The following is a 19,556-nucleotide window of genomic DNA, read 5'->3' as shown; positions in this document are numbered from 1 at the left end:
TACGGTGAAAATTTCGGCGATACGGACTTTTGATCGGATCATATGACAAGCACATCCTTATATCCTTGTCATACTGCCCCATAGTATGAAACGATACTCAAGGGCAGTATATTCGGAGTAAACGTTTCGTGCCGCACACACCAGCTGAGAAAAAGCGCGTTCTGACCCGCGTGCGCCGTATTCGCGGGCAACTTGATGCGCTGGAACAGGCTTTGGAGAAGGGAACTGATTGCGGTCCGGTGCTGCAACAGGTGGCGGCTATCCGGGGAGCGATCAACGGATTAATGGCCGGTGTTCTCGAAAGCCACCTGCGAGAAGAATTTGTTGAGTGTGCCGGTGATCGTGATGCTGCGAGTAGTTCGATCGAGAATGTGGTGTCACTCGTTCGATCCTATCTACGGTGATGCGTTCGATGCTGGCTGACAAATCATTTGGAGAAAAATCATGAAATCACGAGCCGCAGTTGCTTTCGAGGCGGGTAAGCCCCTTGAGATTGTCGAGATCGACGTAGCGCCTCCTCGTGCGGGTGAGGTGCTCGTGCAGATCACGCATACGGGTGTGTGCCACACTGATGCGTTTACCCTGTCAGGGGATGACCCCGAGGGACTGTTCCCAGCCGTTTTGGGTCACGAAGGCGCGGGAATTGTAATCGAGGTCGGAGAAGGGGTCACCAGCGTTGCCCCCGGCGACCATGTCATTCCGCTTTATACGGCTGAATGCGGTGAATGTCTGTTCTGTAAGTCGGGAAAAACCAATCTCTGCATTTCAGTGCGCGCTACACAGGGTAAAGGCGTTATGCCGGATGGTACGACGCGCTTCTCCTACAAAGGTCAGTCGATCCATCATTACATGGGGTGTTCGACGTTCAGCGAATACACGGTTGTTGCCGAGGTTTCTCTGGCAAAAATCAATCCAGCATCCAATCCAGGACATGTCTGCCTGCTGGGGTGTGGTGTTACCACCGGGATCGGTGCGGTACACAACACGGCCAAGGTACAGCCGGGAGATACGGTTGCCGTCTTCGGACTGGGCGGGATCGGTCTAGCGGTGATTCAGGGAGCGCGACAAGCAAAGGCTGGCCGGATTTTCGCTATTGATACCAATCCGGAAAAATTTGAACTTGCCAGGGCGTTCGGCGCCACGGAGTTCCTTAATCCGAAGGACTATGACAAACCGATCCAACAGGTTCTGGTGGAAATGACCGGCTGGGGCATTGATCATACCTTTGAATGTATCGGCAACGTCAATGTCATGCGCGCGGCGCTGGAAGCCGCCCATCGTGGGTGGGGGCAGTCGATCGTCGTCGGTGTGGCTGGGGCTGGTCAGGAGATATCAACCCGTCCCTTCCAGCTTGTCACGGGTCGTTCGTGGCGCGGCACGGCTTTTGGTGGTGTCAAGGGGCGCAGCCAACTTCCCGGAATGGTCGAAGACGCCATGCGCGGCGATATCGAGCTTGCGCCTTTCGTAACACACACCATGCCGCTCGAAGATATCAATACGGCCTTCGATCTGATGCATGAAGGAAAATCCATCCGTTCCGTCATTCATTTCTAAGGTCTGTGTCTCGCGGCGCAACATCATTTCCAACGGTTGGAAATTACAGGAGAACAATCATGGCAGTTATTTCAGGTGACGGTGTTTTCTCTCACGTTTTTCTCGGGGCGGTGGATACTGCGGTATCTGCGAAATTCTATGATGCCGCGCTTGCGGCTCTGGGCATAAAAAACCTGGGGCCGTTCGGGCATGGGTGGATTCTGTATGGCCGCGAGAAACCAGCGTTCATCATTGCGCGTCCTGGCAACGGTGAAGTGCCCTCAAGCAACGGTGTCACCATCGGTTTTGCGGCAGCGACACCCGCCGAAGTGGATGCTTTTCATGCCGCAGGTCTCGCCAATGGAGGAACCGATGAAGGCGCACCCGGCCCGCGAAGCCATCTACCGGGCGCTTATGCCGCCTATCTCCGGGATCCGGCAGGTAACAAGATATGCAGTTATACCTTCACGGACGGTAACTGACGTGCGCAAAAGGCAGTGAGAACCATGGAACGCAAAGAAACGCACGCCTCTTTCGGGGGCGTGCAGGAAGTCTGGCGACACAATGCCGTGTCGTTGGGTGTGGAAGCAAACTTCGCGATTTACCTGCCTCCGCAGGCAAAAACTGAAAAGGTTCCTGTTCTTTACTGGCTCTCTGGCCTGACATGCACGGAGCAGAATTTCATTGGCAAGGCTGGCGCGCAACGCGTGGCTGCGGAACTGGGCATCGCCATTGTCGCGCCAGATACCAGTCCACGGGGTGTGGAGGTGGCTGATGACGATGCTTACGATCTTGGTCAGGGCGCTGGATTTTACATCAATGCGACGCAGGAACCGTGGGCGGCACATTATCGAATGTATGATTACGTCGTCACGGAACTTCCTGCGCTGATTGAAGCGAATTTTCCGGTTACGCAGCAGCGAGGTATTGCGGGACATTCGATGGGTGGATTTGGCGCCATTATGATCGCGCTGCGTAATCCTGGTCGCTATCGTTCTGTGTCAGCCTTTTCACCCATTGTGGCGCCAACGCAGGTACCATGGGGTGAAAAAGCATTCAGCGCTTATCTTGGTCCGGATCGTGCCAGTTGGGCGGCCTATGATCCGCTTGAACTTGTGCGGACAGCGACGGAAAGACTGCCTGTCCTGATAGATCAGGGTTTGGCAGATCAATTTCTGAAAGAACAACTCAGGCCACAACTGTTCCAGGCAGCCGCACAGAACGCAGGGCAGGAACTCATTCTGAATCTTCGTCCTGATTACGATCACAGCTATTATTTTATAGCCAGTTTCATTGCAGATCATCTCAGATATTTCGTGAGTAAACTAGGATGAACAGATTGTCAGATTTTTTGGATCCGCGCTTTTCTGGCTTTGGGTGGAGACGAAATCTTTGAAACTGTGGAATTAACTGGCGGCTTTCTGCATCTTTTGTCCGGAAGCAGACATTCCGTTTGCCCCCCTGATCTGCCTGTCTGCTCAGTGATAAAGGAGCAGACAGGCCGCAGTCGCCTACACCTCGGTCATTAAAGGTGCTGTTCCAGTTTCCGTAAAGCGGACGGTCTGTAATGTTCTCGTTATCCGCCGATGTCCTCCTGCAGACTTCTGATTGCTGCATGTGCAGCTGATCAGGAGAAAGTATCATGGAAAAGAAAACGCGTTTTCCATCGCCTACGCTAAAGGCGTCCGTGCCTTGGAATGCAGGAAAAATGGTTGGCGCCAAGCGGGCGCTCAAAGAAAAGCACGTCTGGGCTATTCGGTTTTGGCTGGGGAGCCAACAGCGTGTCAGAGACAGAGCTTTGTTTGATCTTGCTCTCGATAGCAAACTCAGAGGCTGCGATCTTGTCAGCCTTCGTATCGGCGACATCGTTACCGGTGGTCAGGTGCGCCACCGAGCCATGGTCGTTCAGCAGAAAACCCGGCGACCTGTGCAATTCGAAATTACAGAAACAACGCGAGAAAGCGTGCGGGCGTGGCTGGAACATCGAGGTGGTGGCTTGAATGAGTATGTTTTTCCAAGTCGCCTAAGCGCCAAAACTCACCTGAGCACAAGGCAATACGCCCGGCTTTTGGATCAATGGGTCCAGGCGGTGGGACTGATCGCCGGGGAATATGGAACTCATTCGCTCCGCCGGACTAAGGTTGCCATGATTTACAAACGAACCGGTAATATCCGAGCCGTGCAGATCCTGCTGGGTCATTCAAAACTGGATAGTACGGTTCGATACCTTGGGGTGGATGTCGAGGACGCTCTGGCTCTGTCGGAAGCCACTGATCTCTGAAACAAACATGCCTCAGGAATTCTCTACCTCCTCCCTATGTGTACATGTTATGATGACACATAGGGAGGAGACCATGGGCCAGCATCTTTCAGATAACGTACCATTACCACAGAAAATCGGTGTTCGGGAGTTCCGGGGAAACCTGACAGCGTATCTGCGTCAGGTCAGGCAGGGCAGTACGATCTTGGTGACGTCTCATGACCAGGTCGTAGCCGAACTGCGGCCGCCAGCCTCTTCCTATCGCCCCCGTCGTCAACCCGGCGCATTGCGCGGACGGATCAGAATAAGCGAAGATTTTGATGAGACACCGCCGGACCTTCTTGAAAGCATGGAACGCGACCTGTGAAGGTTCTGCTTGATACGCATGCGTTGCTGTGGTGGCTTTCGGACTCCGACCGTCTGGGTGAGACTGCACGGGAAATCATCGCAGATCCGGTTCACGATATTCTGGTGAGTACCGTGTCTCTCTGGGAGATTGCGATCAAAATCCGTATCGGGAAGCTGGATGCGGATATGAACGATATTCTGGCAGCCATTCCTGAAGAAGGTTTCTCTCTATTACAAATACAGACCGAGCACCTACAGATCCTAATGTCTTTGCCTCTGCATCATCGTGATCCGTTTGACCATCTCCTTATGGCGCAGGCGCAAGCTGAACACGCCACATTTCTTTCGGAAGACGGACAAATGGATCATTACCCCATCAAGCGAATACGCTGTTCGTGAAGCAGAAACTGCCGCCAGAACACGCCTTCTTTTCTACCGTTTCCGCAACAGATCTGGTTGCCCGAATGCAGACATCAGCATCGGCCATCTTTCACTTCATTTGTACGAATAATCGTGATACATGTGTACATACACGCAAGGAGGCTTAGTATGTCTGCTGTCACATTCCGGGTAGATGAAACACTGAAGGCAGCTGCTGTTGAGAAGCTGTCCGCTCAAGGCATTTCACTGTCTGACGCACTGCGCGATACTCTCGCATATATTGCTGAAACGGGACGCTCTCCGGTCAAGCGTACGCTTGTCACAGACGAGGATGCGCAGCTGATCGAGCTCGTGCGCGAACGTCTCAAAAACCCCGCCCCAAAGCATCGTATGACTTTTACGGAGCTTAAGAGCCGTCACCGCGAATGAAAGAGTATTGTCTTGAATTCGATGATAGAGCGCTCAGGGAGTGGGATGCCCTTGACGGCAGCGTGCGGAAGAAATTTGAAAAGAAGCTGGAAAAGCTGATCTGGAACCCTCACTCTCCGGGAAACGAGCTTCATCGCGACCTATCAGGGTTTTACAAGATTAAGCTTCTGAAAGATGGCTACCGCCTTGTTTATCAGGTCATCGACGAACGGATCGTCATTTATGTGATTGCCGTTGGCCGCAGAGCCGATAATGAGATTTATGAATTAGCATCGAAACGGGTAGAGTGAATTTACTATCTGGTAGAAAGTCAGCTCCCGCCTCTTTTAAGACATACAACGCGCCATAAAGAATTCCCCAAACCGGACATGCGCTCGTAGCAAGTCCGATATGCTCGCGTATGCTGTGCCCCCACTATTTTTGTTCGCAGCTAATTTCGGCTCGTGCCCCTGACAAGGTTGCATACAGCCATAATTGTGCCGCAGCAGAATGAGTGACCTTTTTGGGACAGCAGATTTTGTTCTACAAACCTTCGGAAGCCATTGTTTGCGTTTGGACTTCCCAAGCCGGGTGTCGCGGACGCCTCCCTGAATCTGTCGTGACTATCTGTTCTCTACAACAGGCGACCTCGGAAGAGGTGGAGTGCTATTCTACGACCGGAGCCAATGGCAGCTTCATGCTCGATGTCAGCAGTTTTCAAGTGATGCCCCTGTGACAAGAGCCACGAGAAAACGGGTGACTAAACGACAAAAGACGCGTTTGTCGGAGAAGCTGGCCCCAATACAGTGATCTTAATTCAGACCGTCACGAGTCTCAACGAAAGTGCTATTCCTCTCACTGTCGAACCGATCGCGTGCCGTTCTGAATGCCGCAGCGTTGTCAATAATCCACCGCCAAAGAGGCATCATTCCTACGAGCAGCCCCTTTCCCAACGGAGTGAGAGTATAATCCACCCGTGGCGGGACCTCACCGTAATCATGGCGAATAATAAGACCGTCGCGTTCTAACTGACGAAGAGAACGCGTCAACATACGCTGCGTAACCCCATCAAGCCGCCGCGCCAGCTCTGCGTGCCGCAGAGTACCAGCAACACCAAGAATATGGACAATACCGAGTGACCATCTGTTGCCGGCATGCGCAAGCACTTCTCGCTTCAACCCGCCATCGTTGTCACTGAGAGCAGCACAGGCTGCCTGCGACTGAGCCATTACGGCATCAAAGTCCAGATTATCGAACGGTATCACTCGTGTACCTTCTTCGCTTTCCCGCATCGCGTCTTATTTTAACTTTATAACCATAAGGAATTCCTGATGCCAGCGATGAAGACCCCTGTCATTGAAACCCTTGTCATCGGCGCCGGAGAGCTTGGTCAGACCGTCATCACCGGTCTGCTTGAACAGAACCCGGAATGCACTCGGTCAATCAGTGTTCTTCTCAGACCATCAAGCGGAAGCACCAGAACGGATATTGCGCGACAATTAAAGCAAAAAGGCCTGCAGATCGTTTATGCTGATCTTTCGACGGAAACGGTAGAGGACCTCTCCGCCCTCTTCGTCAAGTTCAATACAATTATATGTTGTACCGGGTTTGTTGGTGGCCTCGGTACACAGCGTAAAATTACCAGTGCTGTCCTGAAGGCTGGGGTGGACCGTTATGTGCCGTGGCAGTTTGGTGTCGATTACGATGTTGTTGGACGTGGTAGCGGGCAGCCAGTATTTGATGAGCAATCAGACGTAAGGGACATGCTGCGCGGTCAATCTGCGACCCAATGGATAATCATTTCGACAGGAATCTTCACCAGCTTTCTGTTTGAGCCAGCTTTCGGTTTGGTGGATCTTCAAGGCGCCAAGGTTCGCGCACTCGGCAGTTGGGATAACCGTCTGACGGTGACCACTTCCGAAGATATAGGACGACTTACAGCGAGCATCCTCGCCCATAAACCGCCGATCCAGAACGAGGTGGTTTACGTTGCCGGGGATACGTTCTCCTACGCTCAACTCGCCGAAAAGATGGAGCACCACCTTGGCCGCCCTGTCATTCGGGAACTGTGGGATATGGATAGGCTACGCGCAGAAGTCGCCGCACACCCTGATGACGGAATACGGAAATATCGTCTTGCGTTTGCACGCGATACTGGCGTGGCATGGGACAAGAAACAGACTTTCAACGCTTTACAGGGCATTGAAGTAACCGACGCCATGATCTGGCTAAAACACCAGCAACGTCATGTAGCTTAAACCACTCACTGTTTGCGACATCTGAATTCCGGGAGGCACAAGGTCAGCATCAATCCTGGCCATCAGCCCTTGGTCTACTTGCAGAGCGTGGCCGGAGCATGGCGCGCTGCTAGCCTCTGATGGAAGTCGGCATGAAGCGCTGCAAGTGTAATCTGGCCAAAACGCGCGAGAAGTTGGGCCGTAACATCCGCAAGGACGCCACTCATTGCATCGTTAACGGCTTCCTCAACAAGGCATTCAGTCTTTTCACTCCGGTTCCCTATGGCGAATAATCTTGGGGCATCAAGAGCCTCGTAAATATCTCGCAGCGTTACCCGATCCAACTGGCATGAAAGCGTCCACCCCCCGCCATGTCCTTTCTCGGAGTGCACATATCCATGCTCACGCAGACCGCCCATAAGACGTCGCACAACCACGGGGTTGGTGTTAAGGGCGCGAGCCAGGGCTTCTGACGTCATGGGACCACCTGCTTCTGCCATATGCAGGAGTACGTGGAGCACACAGGATAATCTGTTATCTTGTCTCATGTAACTTCATGTATTGCTAGAGTGCGATTTCGTCAGTATATCATGAAACTCGAAAAGTGACATGAAAGTGTGCGCGAACACTCTTACTTCGAGGACATGCTGTATGAATTTGCTCGAAATTCTGACAGTCGGCGTCGTGGCGACTGCTGCATCCGATATCTGGCAACAAGCCCAGAAACCATTGACAGGAATTCCTGCAGCCAACTGGTCTGTCACCGGCCGCTGGGTCATAGGGTGGCGTGACGGCAGGATCTATGACCCAATGATTGGAAAAAGACCCTCCCTGAAAGGAGAGGCCACTGTTGGCTGGGCATTTCATTATCTGATTGGTGCTGTTTATGCCGCACTGTACCTCAGTTTTGTGGTGGTTATAGCAAAGACAGTCCCCACACTGCTAAATGGTCTACTCTTCGGACTTGTTACCCTTTTAGCCCCTTTTCTGTTTATGAAACCTGCTCTGGGCGGCGGTTTTTTCGGGCTTAGGGCTCCCAATCCTGGAAAAGGACTATTTCTCAGTATAAGCGCTCATGCTGTCTTTGGAATGGGACTGTATTTAGGTGAACTTTTTTACCAAGGTTTTTTCTGAAACCTTATTCAGAGAGTGATTACAGTTTTCTATAGTGACGAGGACTGACACCTGTCACTCTGCGGAAGACCTGAGCAAAGTGACTTGGACTGTCGTATCCGATCCCCAAGGCAATCTCGATAATGGAAAGATTGGTCTTACGAAGCATTTCTGATGCTTTCTGGACGCGGTGCTGCATGAACCAACCAGAGGGGGTTTGTCCCGTGGTTGTACGGAATGAGCGACTGAAGTGAAAACGGCTCATGCCACACAAAGCAGCAAGACAATCCAAATCAAATGGCTCAGCCAGATGTGCTTCCATATGCTCAAGAACTCTGCGAAGTTTCCATGTCGGCAAGAGGGTGGATCTTGGCTTTGCCTCACTCTTGGTGTCAGCGTAATGTCTTAGTAGATGAACTGTCAGACTTTCCAGAAGGCCATTTACAAATAAGGAATTTGTAATAACGGAAGATTGCATTTCAGCTATCAGACCACTCAAAATGCCTGATATGAAAGCATCCTCCCCGCCCGAAACATCCCGCATTCGAATACGGGATGAAGTCAGATTTAATGACTTGGCAGCTCGATCGACAAGCTCAAGTCCAAGATAGAGATGCAACACTTCAAAACAAGTGTTTCCCTTGCCCTGCCACCGCATCAGATAGGGTGTGTCCGTCTGCGTGAGGTAAAATGTTCCTGCTCTTGCCTTGCTCTGTTCCCAAGGCCCTGTCAGTTCACGCTCTTCAATATTTGCTTCTCCGCGGATAACCCAAACAAGCAGGGGTTCTGCGACGGCAGGTACAAGAATTTCGTCTTCTTGTACCGGGCGAGTGAATATCTGGACGTCAACATCCTTCCAGACATCCCCTTCACTTTGCGCGACTTTCTTCCCGGGGAGAAGTTGCTCCAGTGTCAAACTGGCAGCACGCCGAGAAGGAAGGCAGGACAAAACCATCTGCTACACTCCCTAATTTCCATGCACGACTATCTATGGCGCAAAATCGCGATAGTTTCAGCAAGAAGCCATGAGAGATATCTTCTGGCATAATTTACATCTCCTTCGACAATGAAGGCCGATTGAAGGCTCGTCGTGTGGAGAAGATTATGAATATTGCAGGAAAAGTTGCTCTGGTGACCGGAGCATCCAGTGGCATTGGTGCGGCAACAGCGCGCAAACTCGCAACAGAAGGAATCACAGTTGGTCTGGCGGCACGTCGTCATGATCGCCTGGAAACGCTTGTCAGTGAGATTACCAAGGCTGGCGGTCACGCTATTCCTCTGGTGACGGACGTTACTGATCGTGTCTCGTGTCAAGAAGCCGCAAAGAGCTTGATTGCCCAATTTGGAAGGATTGATGTTCTGGTCAACAATGCGGGCCTGATGCCCCTATCTAGCGTTGACAGCCTGAAAGTGGACGAATGGCAGCAGATGGTGGATGTAAATATATCGGGTGTTCTTAATGCAACGGCAGCCGTTCTTCCGCAGATGATCGCACAGCATGCGGGTCATATTTTCAACATGTCCTCGATTGCAGGCCGGAAGGTCTTTACGGGTCTCGCCGTTTATTGTGCCACCAAGGCTGCGGTGACAGCGTTTTCAGACGGCCTAAGAATGGAGATCGGACCAAAGCATAATATCCGCGTTACCTGCATTCAGCCGGGAGCCGTAAAATCAGAGCTTTACGATCACATTACAGATGCTGATTACCGCAAACAGATGGATGACCTTGCAGCGTCCATGACCTTTCTCGAGGGCGAGGACATAGCAGACAGTATCCTTTTTGCTCTGAAATCACCTGCACGTATGGATGTTGCAGAACTGTTTGTTCTTCCGACTGAACAGGGATGGTGAACAGGAACTGATTGCCAACTGAGCTTAGGAGTCAGGCACCCTACCGTCGAAAAGAGGCTTCAGGCTGGAAAGCCTCTTGAAGCTCGGTCACAAAGACCCGCAGCTTTGGTGTCATAACCGGACCTGCGTTATAGAGCAGGTGCATGGGCTTGTCCGGAACTGTCCACCTGGGCATAAGCCGGACAAGCCGTTTGCTTTTAATATCTGGAAGCAGAGCCTGCTCATATCCCAGCAGAATGCCATCGCCACCAAGAGCTGCAGAATGCAGAACACTTGAATCATTACTGATTATCCTCCCGGAGACGGTGACTGGCCGGGTAACGCTCCCTTGAGAAAAGTGCCAGGTCGTTACAGGGCCGCCGGAGTTTTCATATAGGAGACACTCGTGGCGCATCAGATCTTCGGGCTGCCCTGGAAAACCGTGTTTTTCCAGATAGGTTTGAGCCGCGCAGATGACCCGACGATAGGCCGTCAAAGGACGACTGACCGCTGTAAGGTCCGTCTCCAGTTCACCAATTCGGATCACAGCCTCATGACCATCCATTGTGGGGTGAACCAGTTGGTCTGTCAGGGATAAATGCACTTGAATTTCTGGGTATCTTTTTTGAAAACTGTGAATAAATGATAGAAATACCGTTCGCCCGAAGGTGACTGGGACGCTGACAGATAATGTGCCGCGCGGTGTGCCAAGCGTATTGGCTGCCAGACTGTCAGCTCGTTCAGCAGCCTGCAGAACAAGCCGACATTGCTCGCAATAGAGCCGTCCTGTTTCAGTCAGACTTTGCCGACGTGTCGTTCGATGCAACAGGCGAGCACCAAGGTGATGCTCCAGAGCCTCTATATGCTTGGCGACCATCTGCGGCGACAACGTCAGATGCTGGGAGGCCGCAGCAAAGGACCCCAATTCCACGACCTTGATAAAAATCTTCATGCTGGTTAACCGGTCAAGCATTCATCCTCCTCAGTTGTGACTGATGTCTCATATCGACAATTTATCCAGCGGAAAAGAGGAATATGCTGAAGGCTTCGAGTGATTGGCAAGTCCAGTTCTGGTGGAGACTTTCGAAATGCCTGTTTATCTTGTGCGCATGGACCACCCTGACGGCGAGGGATGGGGACAGCATGTCGCAGCACACGTGTTGTATCTCAGGCGCCTTATTCAGGAAGGCAGCCTGCTGGCGTCCGGTCCGTTGAAAGGGACCCCATTGCGCTCCGGCTTTCTGATTATGAAAGGCGCCAATCGGCAAGAGATCGACGCGATGATTGCCGGTGATCCATTTGCATCCGAAGGTTTGATTTGTGATCTGCGCATTGAAGAATGGGATCCACTATTCGGGTGCCTGTCAAACCATGCAACAGGCAAACTTCCGCAAGAATTGAAGTCTTTTTTCCCTTCATGACGACAGCGCTGGGTTTTTTGAGAAATAAAAACGAAAAGAGAGCCTTGGGATTATGAACGATCTTCAGTGGTATACTGTAGGGGATGCCCGCATACTAAAAATACAGGATCTGATGCTGGCTGCACTCTCTCCAGAACAGTTGCTTCCAGATTGGGACGAAGCAACGGCTCTTCAGATTTATCCCCGACGGCCTGAAACGCTGGAGAGTTCAGAAACGAAAGTCCTTTTGAGCGTTCATAGCTGGCTCATCAAGGATCGCGGTCGGAACATTCTTGTGGATACGGGGGCCGGGAATAGCAAGGCTCGACCTGCTGCTCTGTATTTCGATCACTTGCAGACCGTGTGGCTTGAAAATCTGATGCGCGCTGGCGTCCGACCAGAAGATATCGATTTTGTTCTTCTCACCCATCTGCATGTTGATCACGTAGGGTGGAACACACGCCTGCAAAATGGCATCTGGGTTCCGACCTTCCCGAATGCCCGATATGTCTTTTCTAGAGCCGAATATGATTTTTTCAGTAATCCGGCTCATGATAGCGTCCGCAATAAAACCAGTTTCATGACACGCATTGATAGCGTTGATCCGATTATATCGGCGGATCTTGCGGATCAGATTGACGTAGACGGATCCGAAGTTCTTGAAGGAATCTCCTTTCATCCCACACCGGGGCATACACCACATCACGCATCTGTTGTGCTGAAGTCAGGTGTCGAGCACGCCCTCTTCACGGGCGATGTTATGCATCATCCTATTCAGGTGTGTGTTCCGGAGTGGAGTGCCGTGTTTGATGCAGATCCTCAGACAGCCATCATATCGCGAAAATGGGCTTTGAATTACGCTGTCGAACACGACGCGGCAGTATTCACATCACACTTCCCGATGACATCGGCTGGAAAAGTCATGACATACAATCAGAAAAGGGGTTGGTCCTCCCTTTAGATCGGCCATTATGTCCGCTGTTCAGCGCCTTCTATTCCATTACGGACATTCTGCTTTCCTTCTGAACTGCCCGTCTGCTCAGTGATGCAGGAGCAGACGGGCGGCAATCGCCTCATGTCGGTCATATGGGATCTGCGCCCTCTGTCCGCATAGCGGACACTTTAAGTCGAAGCATGCAAGCTTCAAAACCAACGGCTATGTCGTTGTCACGAAATTCAACTAAGACGGAACCCACATGCCCCTGATTTACATCAATGCCCCTGTCGGTACTTTTGAGCCAGCGAAGCGCGATGATCTGGCTGACACGCTCACCACGATCGCGCTCGATGCCGAGAGTTTACCAAACACACCCTTCGTGCGCAGCACCACCTGGATTTACTTTCGCGATTATGACGACGGAACCGTCTATCATGGTGGCAAGCCAAGCGGTCGCAAGGTCATCAGCATTGAGGTCAATGCTTTTCAGGGCGGCCTCGACGTAATGGCCAAGAAAAAGCTGATCTCTGGTTTCACAGGCGCGATCGCGAAGGCTCTTGGCTTAAAGCAAGCAGATCTGGTTCCGGTCTACATTGTCCTGCGTGATGTTCCGACCATTGATTGGGGCGTATTCGGCAAGACAATCACGTTGGACGATCTTCGCAATCCGGCAGCTGATGCCGCTCCAATATGAAATGATGATGCGACGCCCTTGAGTGAGCGGCGCATCAGGAGAACACGCTTATGATGCACGGCGCAAGGACTGACTGTGGTTTGTAACACGTTACGGCAGGTGCCCGATCGTCTTTCTCGGCCATCTTCCTCATAGTAACCGCCATGCTCGAACTGCAGTAAGCATCATCCGGCCGGGTGCAACCATTCGCCCGCAGCGTCGGATACAACTCCAGCCACCCAGTCAATGAAGGCCCGCACCTGAGGCGCGAGATGCTGCCGGTTGGGATACATGATCGACAGCGGCCAGCGGATCGTCTTCATGTCTGGCACCACCTCGACAAGCGCGCCGGACACGAGATGTTCGGCCACGACGAGACCCGGCACCTGTATAAGGCCAAGGCCATTCAGGGCACAGGCCACGAACGCGTCAGTATCGTTAATCATGACGCCGCTACGTAAGGCGAACTGAGGAAGACTAGTGTCGCCTGGTAGGGCCCACGCCATGGGGCGATGCCCACGGCCAGAAAAGTAATTGACGGCCTGATGGCCCCGCAGATCCTCGACTGTCTCGGGAGTCCCGTTGGCGGAGAGGTAGCCAGGCGAACCGCAGACCACCATCGTGATTGATGCGATTTTGCGCGCGATCATGCTGGTCGGCGCCAACTCGCCAATGCGCAGCACGCAGTCGACCCCGTCGGCGATCAAGTCGACTGGTTGGTCGCTGACGCCGAGGATAATGTCCACTTCGGGATAGAGCTGCTTGAACTCCGGAATGCGATTGATGATCAGCGGACGGGATAAGGCTACAGGGATATCGACCCGCAGGCGCCCCCGCGGCGTGAAGCTGCTTCCGCCGAACAGGTTCTTCGCGTCCGATATCTCCGTCAGTAACCGCGTCGCGCGATCGTAAAAACGTTCACCCTCAGTCGTCAGACTGGAGCGTCGCGTCGTTCGGTGGAGCAGGCGCGCACCAACCTCGTTCTCAAGCGCGTTGACGGCGTTGGTGACACCGGGGCGCGCCATGCGTAGCGCTTCGGCGGCACGTGAGAAGCTGCCATTGTCGACCACCGCCACAAAGACGCGCAGCTGTTGAATGAAGTCCATAGGTCAATTGTTATCATATTTTATAATAATAAAGTTATGAAAATAGCACTTCTTACCAACAATTGACCGGCTTATCTCATGGTCACCAAGGGGCGATGTGCCCCACAGAAGGAGAACACCCTTGGCTGCGATTACAGAGAAGGCGGCGGACACAGCCGCTGTCGCGCCGAATGGTTGCCGTGGTTTCGACCGCACGTTCCAGGCCGGCAGGATGACGTTTGGCTTCATCGCACCGCTGGAGAGCTACCCGGATGGTCCCGTGCCGTCGATGCAAGACCACCTCGCCATGGCCCGCAAGGCGGACGACGCTGGCTTCACGGCTATCTGGCTGCGCGATGTTCCGTTCTACGACCCGACATTCGGCGATCTGGGCCAGGTCTTCGATCCTATCGCCTATGCGGGCTTTCTGGCGGCGGCGACAAGCCAGATTGCGATTGGTACGGCCGGAATCGTCCTGCCGCTGCGCGATCCGCTTGCAATCGCCAAGCAGGCGACCACACTCGACCATCTGACGAACAACCGCTTCATCCTCGGGCTGTCGAGCGGCGATCGGCCGATGGAGTATCCGGCATTCGGTATTGACTTCGAGGATCGTGCGGAGCGTTTCCGCGATGCCCATGTGCTCATCCGTACCGTAACTGAGCAGGACTTCCCGCGCTATCGGAGCAGCCATTTCGGCACTCTGAATGGAAGTCTCGACATGGTGCCAAAACCTGTTCATGATCTCTTGCCAATTATTGCTATCGGCCGTGCCGGACAGAGTGTGGAATGGTTGGCAGAGAACATGGACGGCTGGATCTGGCACCAAAGCGATTTCAATAGGCTTAGCGACGTTGTCGACCGCTGGAAGGCGGCGATCCCGGGCGGAGCGTTCAAGCCCTATGGCTACGGAACCTTTTTCGACCTCGACCGCAACCCAGACGCGCCGCTGTGTGCGGTTCGTGGTCTCTCCATTGGTCGCAAGGCGCTGATTGAACTTTGGAAGCGCCAGCGCGATCTGGGCGTTAACCACGTTGCCCTCAACCTCAAGATGGCCCGCCGGCCCGCTATCGAGATGCTCGACGAGCTCGGCGAGCACATCCTTCCACTCTTCAACGCAGATTGAATCAAGAAAGGAAAATCCGATGACCCGTGTTGTCCGCTTCTATGAGTACGGTGCCGCCAACGTGTTGCGCATCGAGGATATCGAGGTTCCGGCGCCTGCCGCCGATGAGGTTCAGATCTCGGTTAAGGCGATCGGCCTGAACCGCGCCGAGGTGATGTTCCGCAACGGCGCTTATCTGCAGAAAGCCAACTTCCCGTCGCAGCTGGGCTATGAGGCTGCCGGCACCGTCACGACCGTGGGCGGCGATGTGACAGGCTTTAGCAAAGGTGACGCGGTCAGCGTCATACCGACGCTCGATATGTCGCGCTGGCCGACCTATGGTGAACTGATCAACATCCCGGCGCGCTACGTCGTCAAACATCCAAAGCATCTTTCTTTTGTGAAAGCGGCCGCCGCGTGGATGATGTACGTGACTGCTTGGGGTGCATTGATCGACCAGGCGAAACTGACCGCCGATGATTTCGTCATCGTGTCGGCCGCGTCGAGTAGCGTCGGCATCGCATCCTTTCAGATCGCCCGCATCGTTGGCGCGACCGTCATTGCGACGACCCGCACCAGCGCCAAGGCACAGGCCCTGCTCGATGCCGGCGCGCATCATGTGATTGCAACCGAAGAAGAGGATCTAGCCTTACGCGTCAACGAGATCACTGCCGGCAAGGGCGCGCGCGTCGTGTTCGATCCGATCGGCGGTCCGGCTATCGCCCAGTTCGCCGAGGTCATGTCCGTAGGTGGCATTTTGCTCGAATATGGTGCGCTCAGTCCAGACGCTGGTGTGTTCCCGCAGTTCGCGGTGCTCGGAAAGAGTCTGACCCTTAAGGGCTATCTCTACACCGAGGTCGTCAGCGATGACGCTGCGCTGAACCGGGCGAAGGCGTTCATCGTCGACGGCCTGGAGAGTGGCAAGCTCGACCCGCTGGTATCGCGCACTTTCCCGTTCGACCAGATCCAGGACGCGACCCGCTTCCTCGAATCCAATGAGCAGGTCGGCAAGGTCGTCGTCACGCTCTGATCTCCCCCAAGGATGCAGCTGTGCTGCATCCTTACTCCAAATCTTCAGAACGAGAATGAATGATATGGACCTGGAACTTCGGGGAAAGACGGCGCTCGTCACCGGCGCCAGCTAAGGCCTCGACCGCGCGATCGCAGCAACTCTGGCGGCGCAAGGCGTGACTGTCTTCGCCACCGCCCGTAACATAGCGCAGCTTGAAAGGGTTAAGAGCGAGGTCGTGGCCGCCGGCGACACCGCGCTCGGTCACTGGAGCGTCCCGGGTTTCTCGGAGGCTCCTATCTATGAGAAGGAGCTATGATGAACACGATCAGCCAGAGATTTTCGCCTGATGTGCGGAAGCGTGCAGTCCGTATGGCAGGGGACGACCGCATCCTACTAATGAGTTGTAATTAGTTCGTCGATGAGATCGTTTATGGGCGACGCCCGCTTGGTTTGCGTCGTCTCGCCGTGGGACAAGGCGTTCATGACGAGCACACCATCCCCCGATGGGTCCTCAAACGGTTTGGTTTGTTCGACAAGAAGATGACCTTGCCCCACCGGCAAATTCATCCAACCTGAGATTCTCCAAGAGGACGTGAGTTGATGCGCGAACTGACCGAGGAATGCCTTCACATCTTGAACAAGGGTTTCTTCGAGATTACCGATCCCGGCCCACTACATCAACCGATCCGCAGCTTTTCAATCCGCAGAGACGAAAAATTGAACCTCATCTTGGAGACTGAAGCCGCCCCCAATGCTAGGTCGGCGGCAGTCGATCAGCCGCCAGGCTCGGTCCGCTTGACTACTGAGCGGGCTCTCCTCCGCAGTGTAGACGGTCTCGAAGGGGAGTTTTTCGGTCTAGTCCCCTACAGCAGGCATTGTCGGTCTCATGGTATGAATGAGCAGTCCCTAACGGAGCTGGCTCAGGTTCATATCGCCAAGACCAACGACCCTTCCGGGGCGCCCGTGGCATACGTCATCGACTGGCTCGAAAACCTGCCCCAAAGCCCATACACATGGCCCGCAGCGTCCAACGTGGTCACTAAAACCACTATAACTCGAAGAATTTCGCTTAACGACGGTATAACCATTACGAGCGATACTGACCGGTCCATTACGTCGTGCAACTCTGCCAAACTGACCGTGGATGGAATAACCTTTTACGTTTGCGCACTCGACAAAGAAGACCGGCCCGGTATCATCAAGCCGGGGTGCATTGTTTACGACGGCGCTCCCGACGACGAGTTTCGAAAGAAGGTCCGCACAGGCCTTTCCTTCGCGATGGGCATTTACTTGGTCGATCTCGGAACAACCCACTACGACGTCGAATGGAACGTCGTGTCCACCTTAGCGCGGAGCGCCTACAGCCTTCGCCGCCATGCCTTCGACATTGAAACCCTCCAGTTCGCGCCGCTCGGCGACCGCTTCTTGAACGAGCTAGGTGCCCCCCAGCTAACAAGGGCGATCCAGGCGTTTGTGACAGCGTTTGACGTCCTGGATCTTGCGAACCTGCACTGGGCTTTCTGGCATGCCTGCGCTGCCCTTCCGCATATCGCACCCGTTCACTTCGGCGCGGTGATTGAGGGCTTGCAGGGTGCCTACATCAAAGCCAATCCGACAAAGGTGCGAAAGGGCTGGGCTACACAAGGCGAATGGAACATACTCAAGGCAGCGCTCAGGGACGTCATCGCCGACGCCGGTATCTCCATTGAAGCGAAGACGGCCTTGGAGGCCAAGCTGCCCACCTTCAATGGCATCGATCAACGTCAGCGCCTGAAGGACATCATGGCCGCCCTGGACCTCGATCTGAGCAAAGACGAGGATACCGCGTGGCGTCGGCGTAACAAAGCCGCCCACGGCACGCCCATCCCTCAGGGCCAGGAGCTGGCGGCGATCCGCGACATGAAGCTGTTGAGAGGGTTGTTCCAGCGCCTACTGCTACGGATCACCAACGCGGCGGATCATTACATCGACTACTCCTCGCCGAACCACAATTGCCGGCCTCTGCGCCAAGCGCCGCCGCCGATTGGCTAGAAGCTATTGAAGCCAATGTCCGCCACCCGGCAGGGCAGGAAGTGGTCGTAGAGCGCGCGGTGGAGGTAGGTACTTTTCTTGAGGGCCTTGGCGAGGATTTCCATGTGAGTGTCCGGTTTTGCCAATCGCCCTGCATAAAGCCGACCTGCCTCTCCCCCCCTAATCGGCCGTCCAGTCCTCACAGCGCAGGCCGTTTACTCTGGTAAACTCGCGCAGGTTCCCGGTTACGACAATAAGGCCGCGGCTCCGTGCGTGGCCGGCGATCATCAGATCATAGGGACCGATCGTGCAGCCGCGCCGTTCGAGATCGGCTCTGATCTCGGCGGTGTGCGCGGCAGCAGCGTCATCGAACGGCAGGATACACAGGCGCGTGGCAAAATGCTCGACTTCACGACGGATTTTAGGCGGGTTCTGGGCTTTCTCGGCTCCGTAGAGCAGTTCGTATAATACGACATCTGAGATGCAGAGTGCCTCAGCGTGATTATTGAACTGCTCACGCAGACCTTGAGGCCGGTCACGTAGAACACGAATGCAGAAGTTTGTATCCAGCAGAAAACGTAACATTAGAAGCTTTCGCGCTCTTGCATGGCGGGCTGGATACGCTCTGGCAGGTCAGTGCCAGGCGCTGCGAAAAAATCATCCCACGCGGCATCGGCTGGGGCGATAATTCTACGTGCACCGTCTGGTATGATCACCACGTCTTTCAGGGTGCTGTCGAAAGCGACTGCTTTGGGGAGACGAACGGCCTGTGAACGGTTGGACAGAAACAGTGTCGTGCGGGTGAGCATGGCACACTCCATGTTTGTATATCCATAAAGAATATACAAACTGCGATGGGTCATCAAGACCATTGCGTGGCCGCATGCGGTCGGGGCAACAGCCCTCCATTACGGCGTTGCATGAGGCACGGAGCAATCTGGCCTGCGGAATTTGCCTGATTCTAGCGGGCGCAGTAAAAAAATTACTCGGCAGGATAAGGCGTTCAGAAACATGCGTGAAAGACCGTATTCACAGAAGGTGATTGGAGAACTCACGGCGCTCTTCGAGCAATCTGGTACGGACGCTGGTGAACTTGACCGCCTTTCTTATGAACTGCAGTTTCGTAACACGGCAAAGGCACGGGCACTGGAGACCCGTGTGAACGGTGTCATGGCAAACCTGACCCGGCAGAAAGTGCCCGCAAAGGTGGGGGCTACTGAGAGG

27 protein-coding genes are annotated in these 19,556 nt (G+C 54.0%); 19 read left to right on the top strand and 8 right to left on the bottom strand.

All coding sequences use genetic code 11. The annotated features are described in order from the left end of the window. The first annotated feature begins 128 nt into the window (after nt 1-128). The 9 genes from frmR (at nt 129) to J2D75_RS12780 (ending at nt 5,241) form a co-directional block, all read left to right on the top strand. Complete coding sequence (gene frmR / locus J2D75_RS12820) at nt 129-404, top strand: formaldehyde-responsive transcriptional repressor FrmR (protein ID WP_207855214.1); 276 nt, start codon at nt 129-131, stop codon at nt 402-404. A 40-nt stretch (nt 405-444) separates the two neighbouring features. Further along, nucleotides 445-1,554 (top strand): S-(hydroxymethyl)glutathione dehydrogenase/class III alcohol dehydrogenase, encoded by a 1,110-nt coding sequence (locus tag J2D75_RS12815; RefSeq protein WP_207855213.1) that lies wholly within the window; start codon nt 445-447, stop codon nt 1,552-1,554. 59 nt (nt 1,555-1,613) lie between these two features. Further along, nucleotides 1,614-2,015, top strand: a complete 402-nt coding sequence (locus J2D75_RS12810; protein WP_075595236.1) for a VOC family protein — start codon at nt 1,614-1,616, stop codon at nt 2,013-2,015. A gap of 24 nt (nt 2,016-2,039) precedes the next feature. After that, nucleotides 2,040-2,867: an S-formylglutathione hydrolase gene (gene fghA / locus J2D75_RS12805; protein ID WP_207855212.1), complete on the top strand. Its 828-nt coding sequence runs from the start codon at nt 2,040-2,042 to the stop codon at nt 2,865-2,867. A 308-nt stretch (nt 2,868-3,175) separates the two neighbouring features. Further along, nucleotides 3,176-3,814, top strand: coding sequence for a tyrosine-type recombinase/integrase (locus J2D75_RS12800; RefSeq protein WP_207855211.1), 639 nt, complete (start codon nt 3,176-3,178; stop codon nt 3,812-3,814). 7 nt (nt 3,815-3,821) lie between these two features. After that, nucleotides 3,822-4,160: a type II toxin-antitoxin system Phd/YefM family antitoxin gene (locus tag J2D75_RS12795; protein WP_197719581.1), complete on the top strand. Its 339-nt coding sequence runs from the start codon at nt 3,822-3,824 to the stop codon at nt 4,158-4,160. After that, complete coding sequence (locus J2D75_RS12790; protein ID WP_094755956.1) at nt 4,157-4,540, top strand: type II toxin-antitoxin system VapC family toxin; 384 nt, start codon at nt 4,157-4,159, stop codon at nt 4,538-4,540. The genes J2D75_RS12795 and J2D75_RS12790 overlap by 4 nt, the downstream gene beginning before the upstream one ends. A gap of 150 nt (nt 4,541-4,690) precedes the next feature. After that, nucleotides 4,691-4,951 (top strand): type II toxin-antitoxin system RelB/DinJ family antitoxin, encoded by a 261-nt coding sequence (locus J2D75_RS12785; protein ID WP_207855210.1) that lies wholly within the window; start codon nt 4,691-4,693, stop codon nt 4,949-4,951. After that, nucleotides 4,948-5,241 carry a type II toxin-antitoxin system RelE family toxin gene (locus tag J2D75_RS12780; RefSeq protein WP_207855209.1) on the top strand — a complete coding sequence of 98 codons (294 nt, stop codon included), beginning with the start codon at nt 4,948-4,950 and terminating at the stop codon, nt 5,239-5,241. Before J2D75_RS12785 ends, J2D75_RS12780 begins: the two co-directional genes overlap by 4 nt. A gap of 501 nt (nt 5,242-5,742) precedes the next feature. Here the strand turns inward: J2D75_RS12780 and J2D75_RS12775 are convergent. Further along, complete coding sequence (locus J2D75_RS12775; RefSeq protein ID WP_207855208.1) at nt 5,743-6,195, bottom strand: winged helix-turn-helix transcriptional regulator; 453 nt, start codon at nt 6,193-6,195, stop codon at nt 5,743-5,745. Nucleotides 6,196-6,261: 66 nt separating this feature from the next. Here J2D75_RS12775 and J2D75_RS12770 point away from each other — a divergent pair, with 66 nt between their 5' ends. Continuing rightward, a complete protein-coding gene (locus J2D75_RS12770; protein ID WP_207855207.1) occupies nt 6,262-7,188 on the top strand; it encodes an aromatic alcohol reductase in 927 nt (308 codons plus the stop codon). A gap of 74 nt (nt 7,189-7,262) precedes the next feature. Here J2D75_RS12770 and J2D75_RS12765 read toward each other — a convergent pair whose 3' ends face one another. After that, nucleotides 7,263-7,715, bottom strand: a complete 453-nt coding sequence (locus J2D75_RS12765) for an Rrf2 family transcriptional regulator (protein ID WP_003618945.1) — start codon at nt 7,713-7,715, stop codon at nt 7,263-7,265. 103 nt (nt 7,716-7,818) lie between these two features. On the opposite strand from J2D75_RS12765, the gene J2D75_RS12760 reads away from it, so the two are divergent. Beyond that, the gene (locus tag J2D75_RS12760; protein WP_003618947.1) at nt 7,819-8,301 is read left to right on the top strand and encodes a DUF2938 family protein; all 483 of its coding nucleotides are present in this window, start codon (nt 7,819-7,821) and stop codon (nt 8,299-8,301) included. A gap of 19 nt (nt 8,302-8,320) precedes the next feature. Here J2D75_RS12760 and J2D75_RS12755 read toward each other — a convergent pair whose 3' ends face one another. Continuing rightward, complete coding sequence (locus tag J2D75_RS12755) at nt 8,321-9,235, bottom strand: helix-turn-helix domain-containing protein (protein WP_207855206.1); 915 nt, start codon at nt 9,233-9,235, stop codon at nt 8,321-8,323. Nucleotides 9,236-9,372: 137 nt separating this feature from the next. Between J2D75_RS12755 and J2D75_RS12750 the strand changes: the two genes are divergently transcribed. Further along, the gene (locus J2D75_RS12750) at nt 9,373-10,131 is read left to right on the top strand and encodes an SDR family oxidoreductase (protein WP_265783049.1); all 759 of its coding nucleotides are present in this window, start codon (nt 9,373-9,375) and stop codon (nt 10,129-10,131) included. Nucleotides 10,132-10,171: 40 nt separating this feature from the next. Here the strand turns inward: J2D75_RS12750 and J2D75_RS12745 are convergent, their stop codons facing one another. Next, nucleotides 10,172-11,083 carry a LysR family transcriptional regulator gene (locus tag J2D75_RS12745; RefSeq protein ID WP_207855205.1) on the bottom strand — a complete coding sequence of 304 codons (912 nt, stop codon included), beginning with the start codon at nt 11,081-11,083 and terminating at the stop codon, nt 10,172-10,174. A 115-nt stretch (nt 11,084-11,198) separates the two neighbouring features. Here J2D75_RS12745 and J2D75_RS12740 point away from each other — a divergent pair, with 115 nt between their 5' ends. The 3 genes from J2D75_RS12740 (at nt 11,199) to J2D75_RS12730 (ending at nt 13,141) form a co-directional block, all read left to right on the top strand. After that, the gene (locus J2D75_RS12740; RefSeq protein ID WP_175576222.1) at nt 11,199-11,531 is read left to right on the top strand and encodes a YciI family protein; all 333 of its coding nucleotides are present in this window, start codon (nt 11,199-11,201) and stop codon (nt 11,529-11,531) included. A gap of 52 nt (nt 11,532-11,583) precedes the next feature. Further along, complete coding sequence (locus tag J2D75_RS12735; RefSeq protein WP_207855204.1) at nt 11,584-12,471, top strand: MBL fold metallo-hydrolase; 888 nt, start codon at nt 11,584-11,586, stop codon at nt 12,469-12,471. A 235-nt stretch (nt 12,472-12,706) separates the two neighbouring features. Continuing rightward, on the top strand, nt 12,707-13,141 hold the full coding sequence (locus J2D75_RS12730) for a tautomerase family protein (protein WP_207855203.1): 435 nt from the start codon (nt 12,707-12,709) through the stop codon (nt 13,139-13,141). Between the two features lie 164 nt (nt 13,142-13,305). Here the strand turns inward: J2D75_RS12730 and J2D75_RS12725 are convergent, their stop codons facing one another. Further along, nucleotides 13,306-14,226 carry a LysR family transcriptional regulator gene (locus J2D75_RS12725; protein WP_207855202.1) on the bottom strand — a complete coding sequence of 307 codons (921 nt, stop codon included), beginning with the start codon at nt 14,224-14,226 and terminating at the stop codon, nt 13,306-13,308. A 121-nt stretch (nt 14,227-14,347) separates the two neighbouring features. Between J2D75_RS12725 and J2D75_RS12720 the strand changes: the two genes are divergently transcribed. Continuing rightward, nucleotides 14,348-15,331: an LLM class oxidoreductase gene (locus J2D75_RS12720; protein ID WP_207855201.1), complete on the top strand. Its 984-nt coding sequence runs from the start codon at nt 14,348-14,350 to the stop codon at nt 15,329-15,331. Between the two features lie 19 nt (nt 15,332-15,350). Continuing rightward, nucleotides 15,351-16,340, top strand: a complete 990-nt coding sequence (locus J2D75_RS12715; protein WP_207855200.1) for a zinc-dependent alcohol dehydrogenase family protein — start codon at nt 15,351-15,353, stop codon at nt 16,338-16,340. Between the two features lie 31 nt (nt 16,341-16,371). Here J2D75_RS12715 and J2D75_RS12710 read toward each other — a convergent pair whose 3' ends face one another. Further along, complete coding sequence (locus J2D75_RS12710) at nt 16,372-16,587, bottom strand: hypothetical protein (protein ID WP_207855199.1); 216 nt, start codon at nt 16,585-16,587, stop codon at nt 16,372-16,374. 335 nt (nt 16,588-16,922) lie between these two features. Between J2D75_RS12710 and J2D75_RS12705 the strand changes: the two genes are divergently transcribed. Continuing rightward, nucleotides 16,923-18,353 carry a hypothetical protein gene (locus J2D75_RS12705; RefSeq protein WP_207855198.1) on the top strand — a complete coding sequence of 477 codons (1,431 nt, stop codon included), beginning with the start codon at nt 16,923-16,925 and terminating at the stop codon, nt 18,351-18,353. Nucleotides 18,354-18,512: 159 nt separating this feature from the next. Here J2D75_RS12705 and vapC read toward each other — a convergent pair whose 3' ends face one another. Both vapC and vapB read right to left on the bottom strand, forming a co-directional pair. Next, a complete protein-coding gene (vapC, locus tag J2D75_RS12700) occupies nt 18,513-18,917 on the bottom strand; it encodes a type II toxin-antitoxin system tRNA(fMet)-specific endonuclease VapC (RefSeq protein WP_207855197.1) in 405 nt (134 codons plus the stop codon). Beyond that, nucleotides 18,917-19,141 carry a type II toxin-antitoxin system VapB family antitoxin gene (vapB, locus tag J2D75_RS12695; RefSeq protein ID WP_207855196.1) on the bottom strand — a complete coding sequence of 75 codons (225 nt, stop codon included), beginning with the start codon at nt 19,139-19,141 and terminating at the stop codon, nt 18,917-18,919. Before vapB ends, vapC begins: the two co-directional genes overlap by 1 nt. 202 nt (nt 19,142-19,343) lie before the next feature. Here vapB and J2D75_RS12690 point away from each other — a divergent pair. Beyond that, on the top strand, nt 19,344-19,556 hold a 213-nt coding region (locus J2D75_RS12690; protein WP_207855195.1), incomplete at its 3' end, for a hypothetical protein.

Origin of the sequence: Acetobacter suratthaniensis (assembly GCF_017377745.1) — a bacterium.
Taxonomy (GTDB): Bacteria; Pseudomonadota; Alphaproteobacteria; order Acetobacterales; family Acetobacteraceae; genus Acetobacter; species Acetobacter suratthaniensis.
This window is presented reverse-complemented; position numbering and strand designations above follow the sequence as displayed.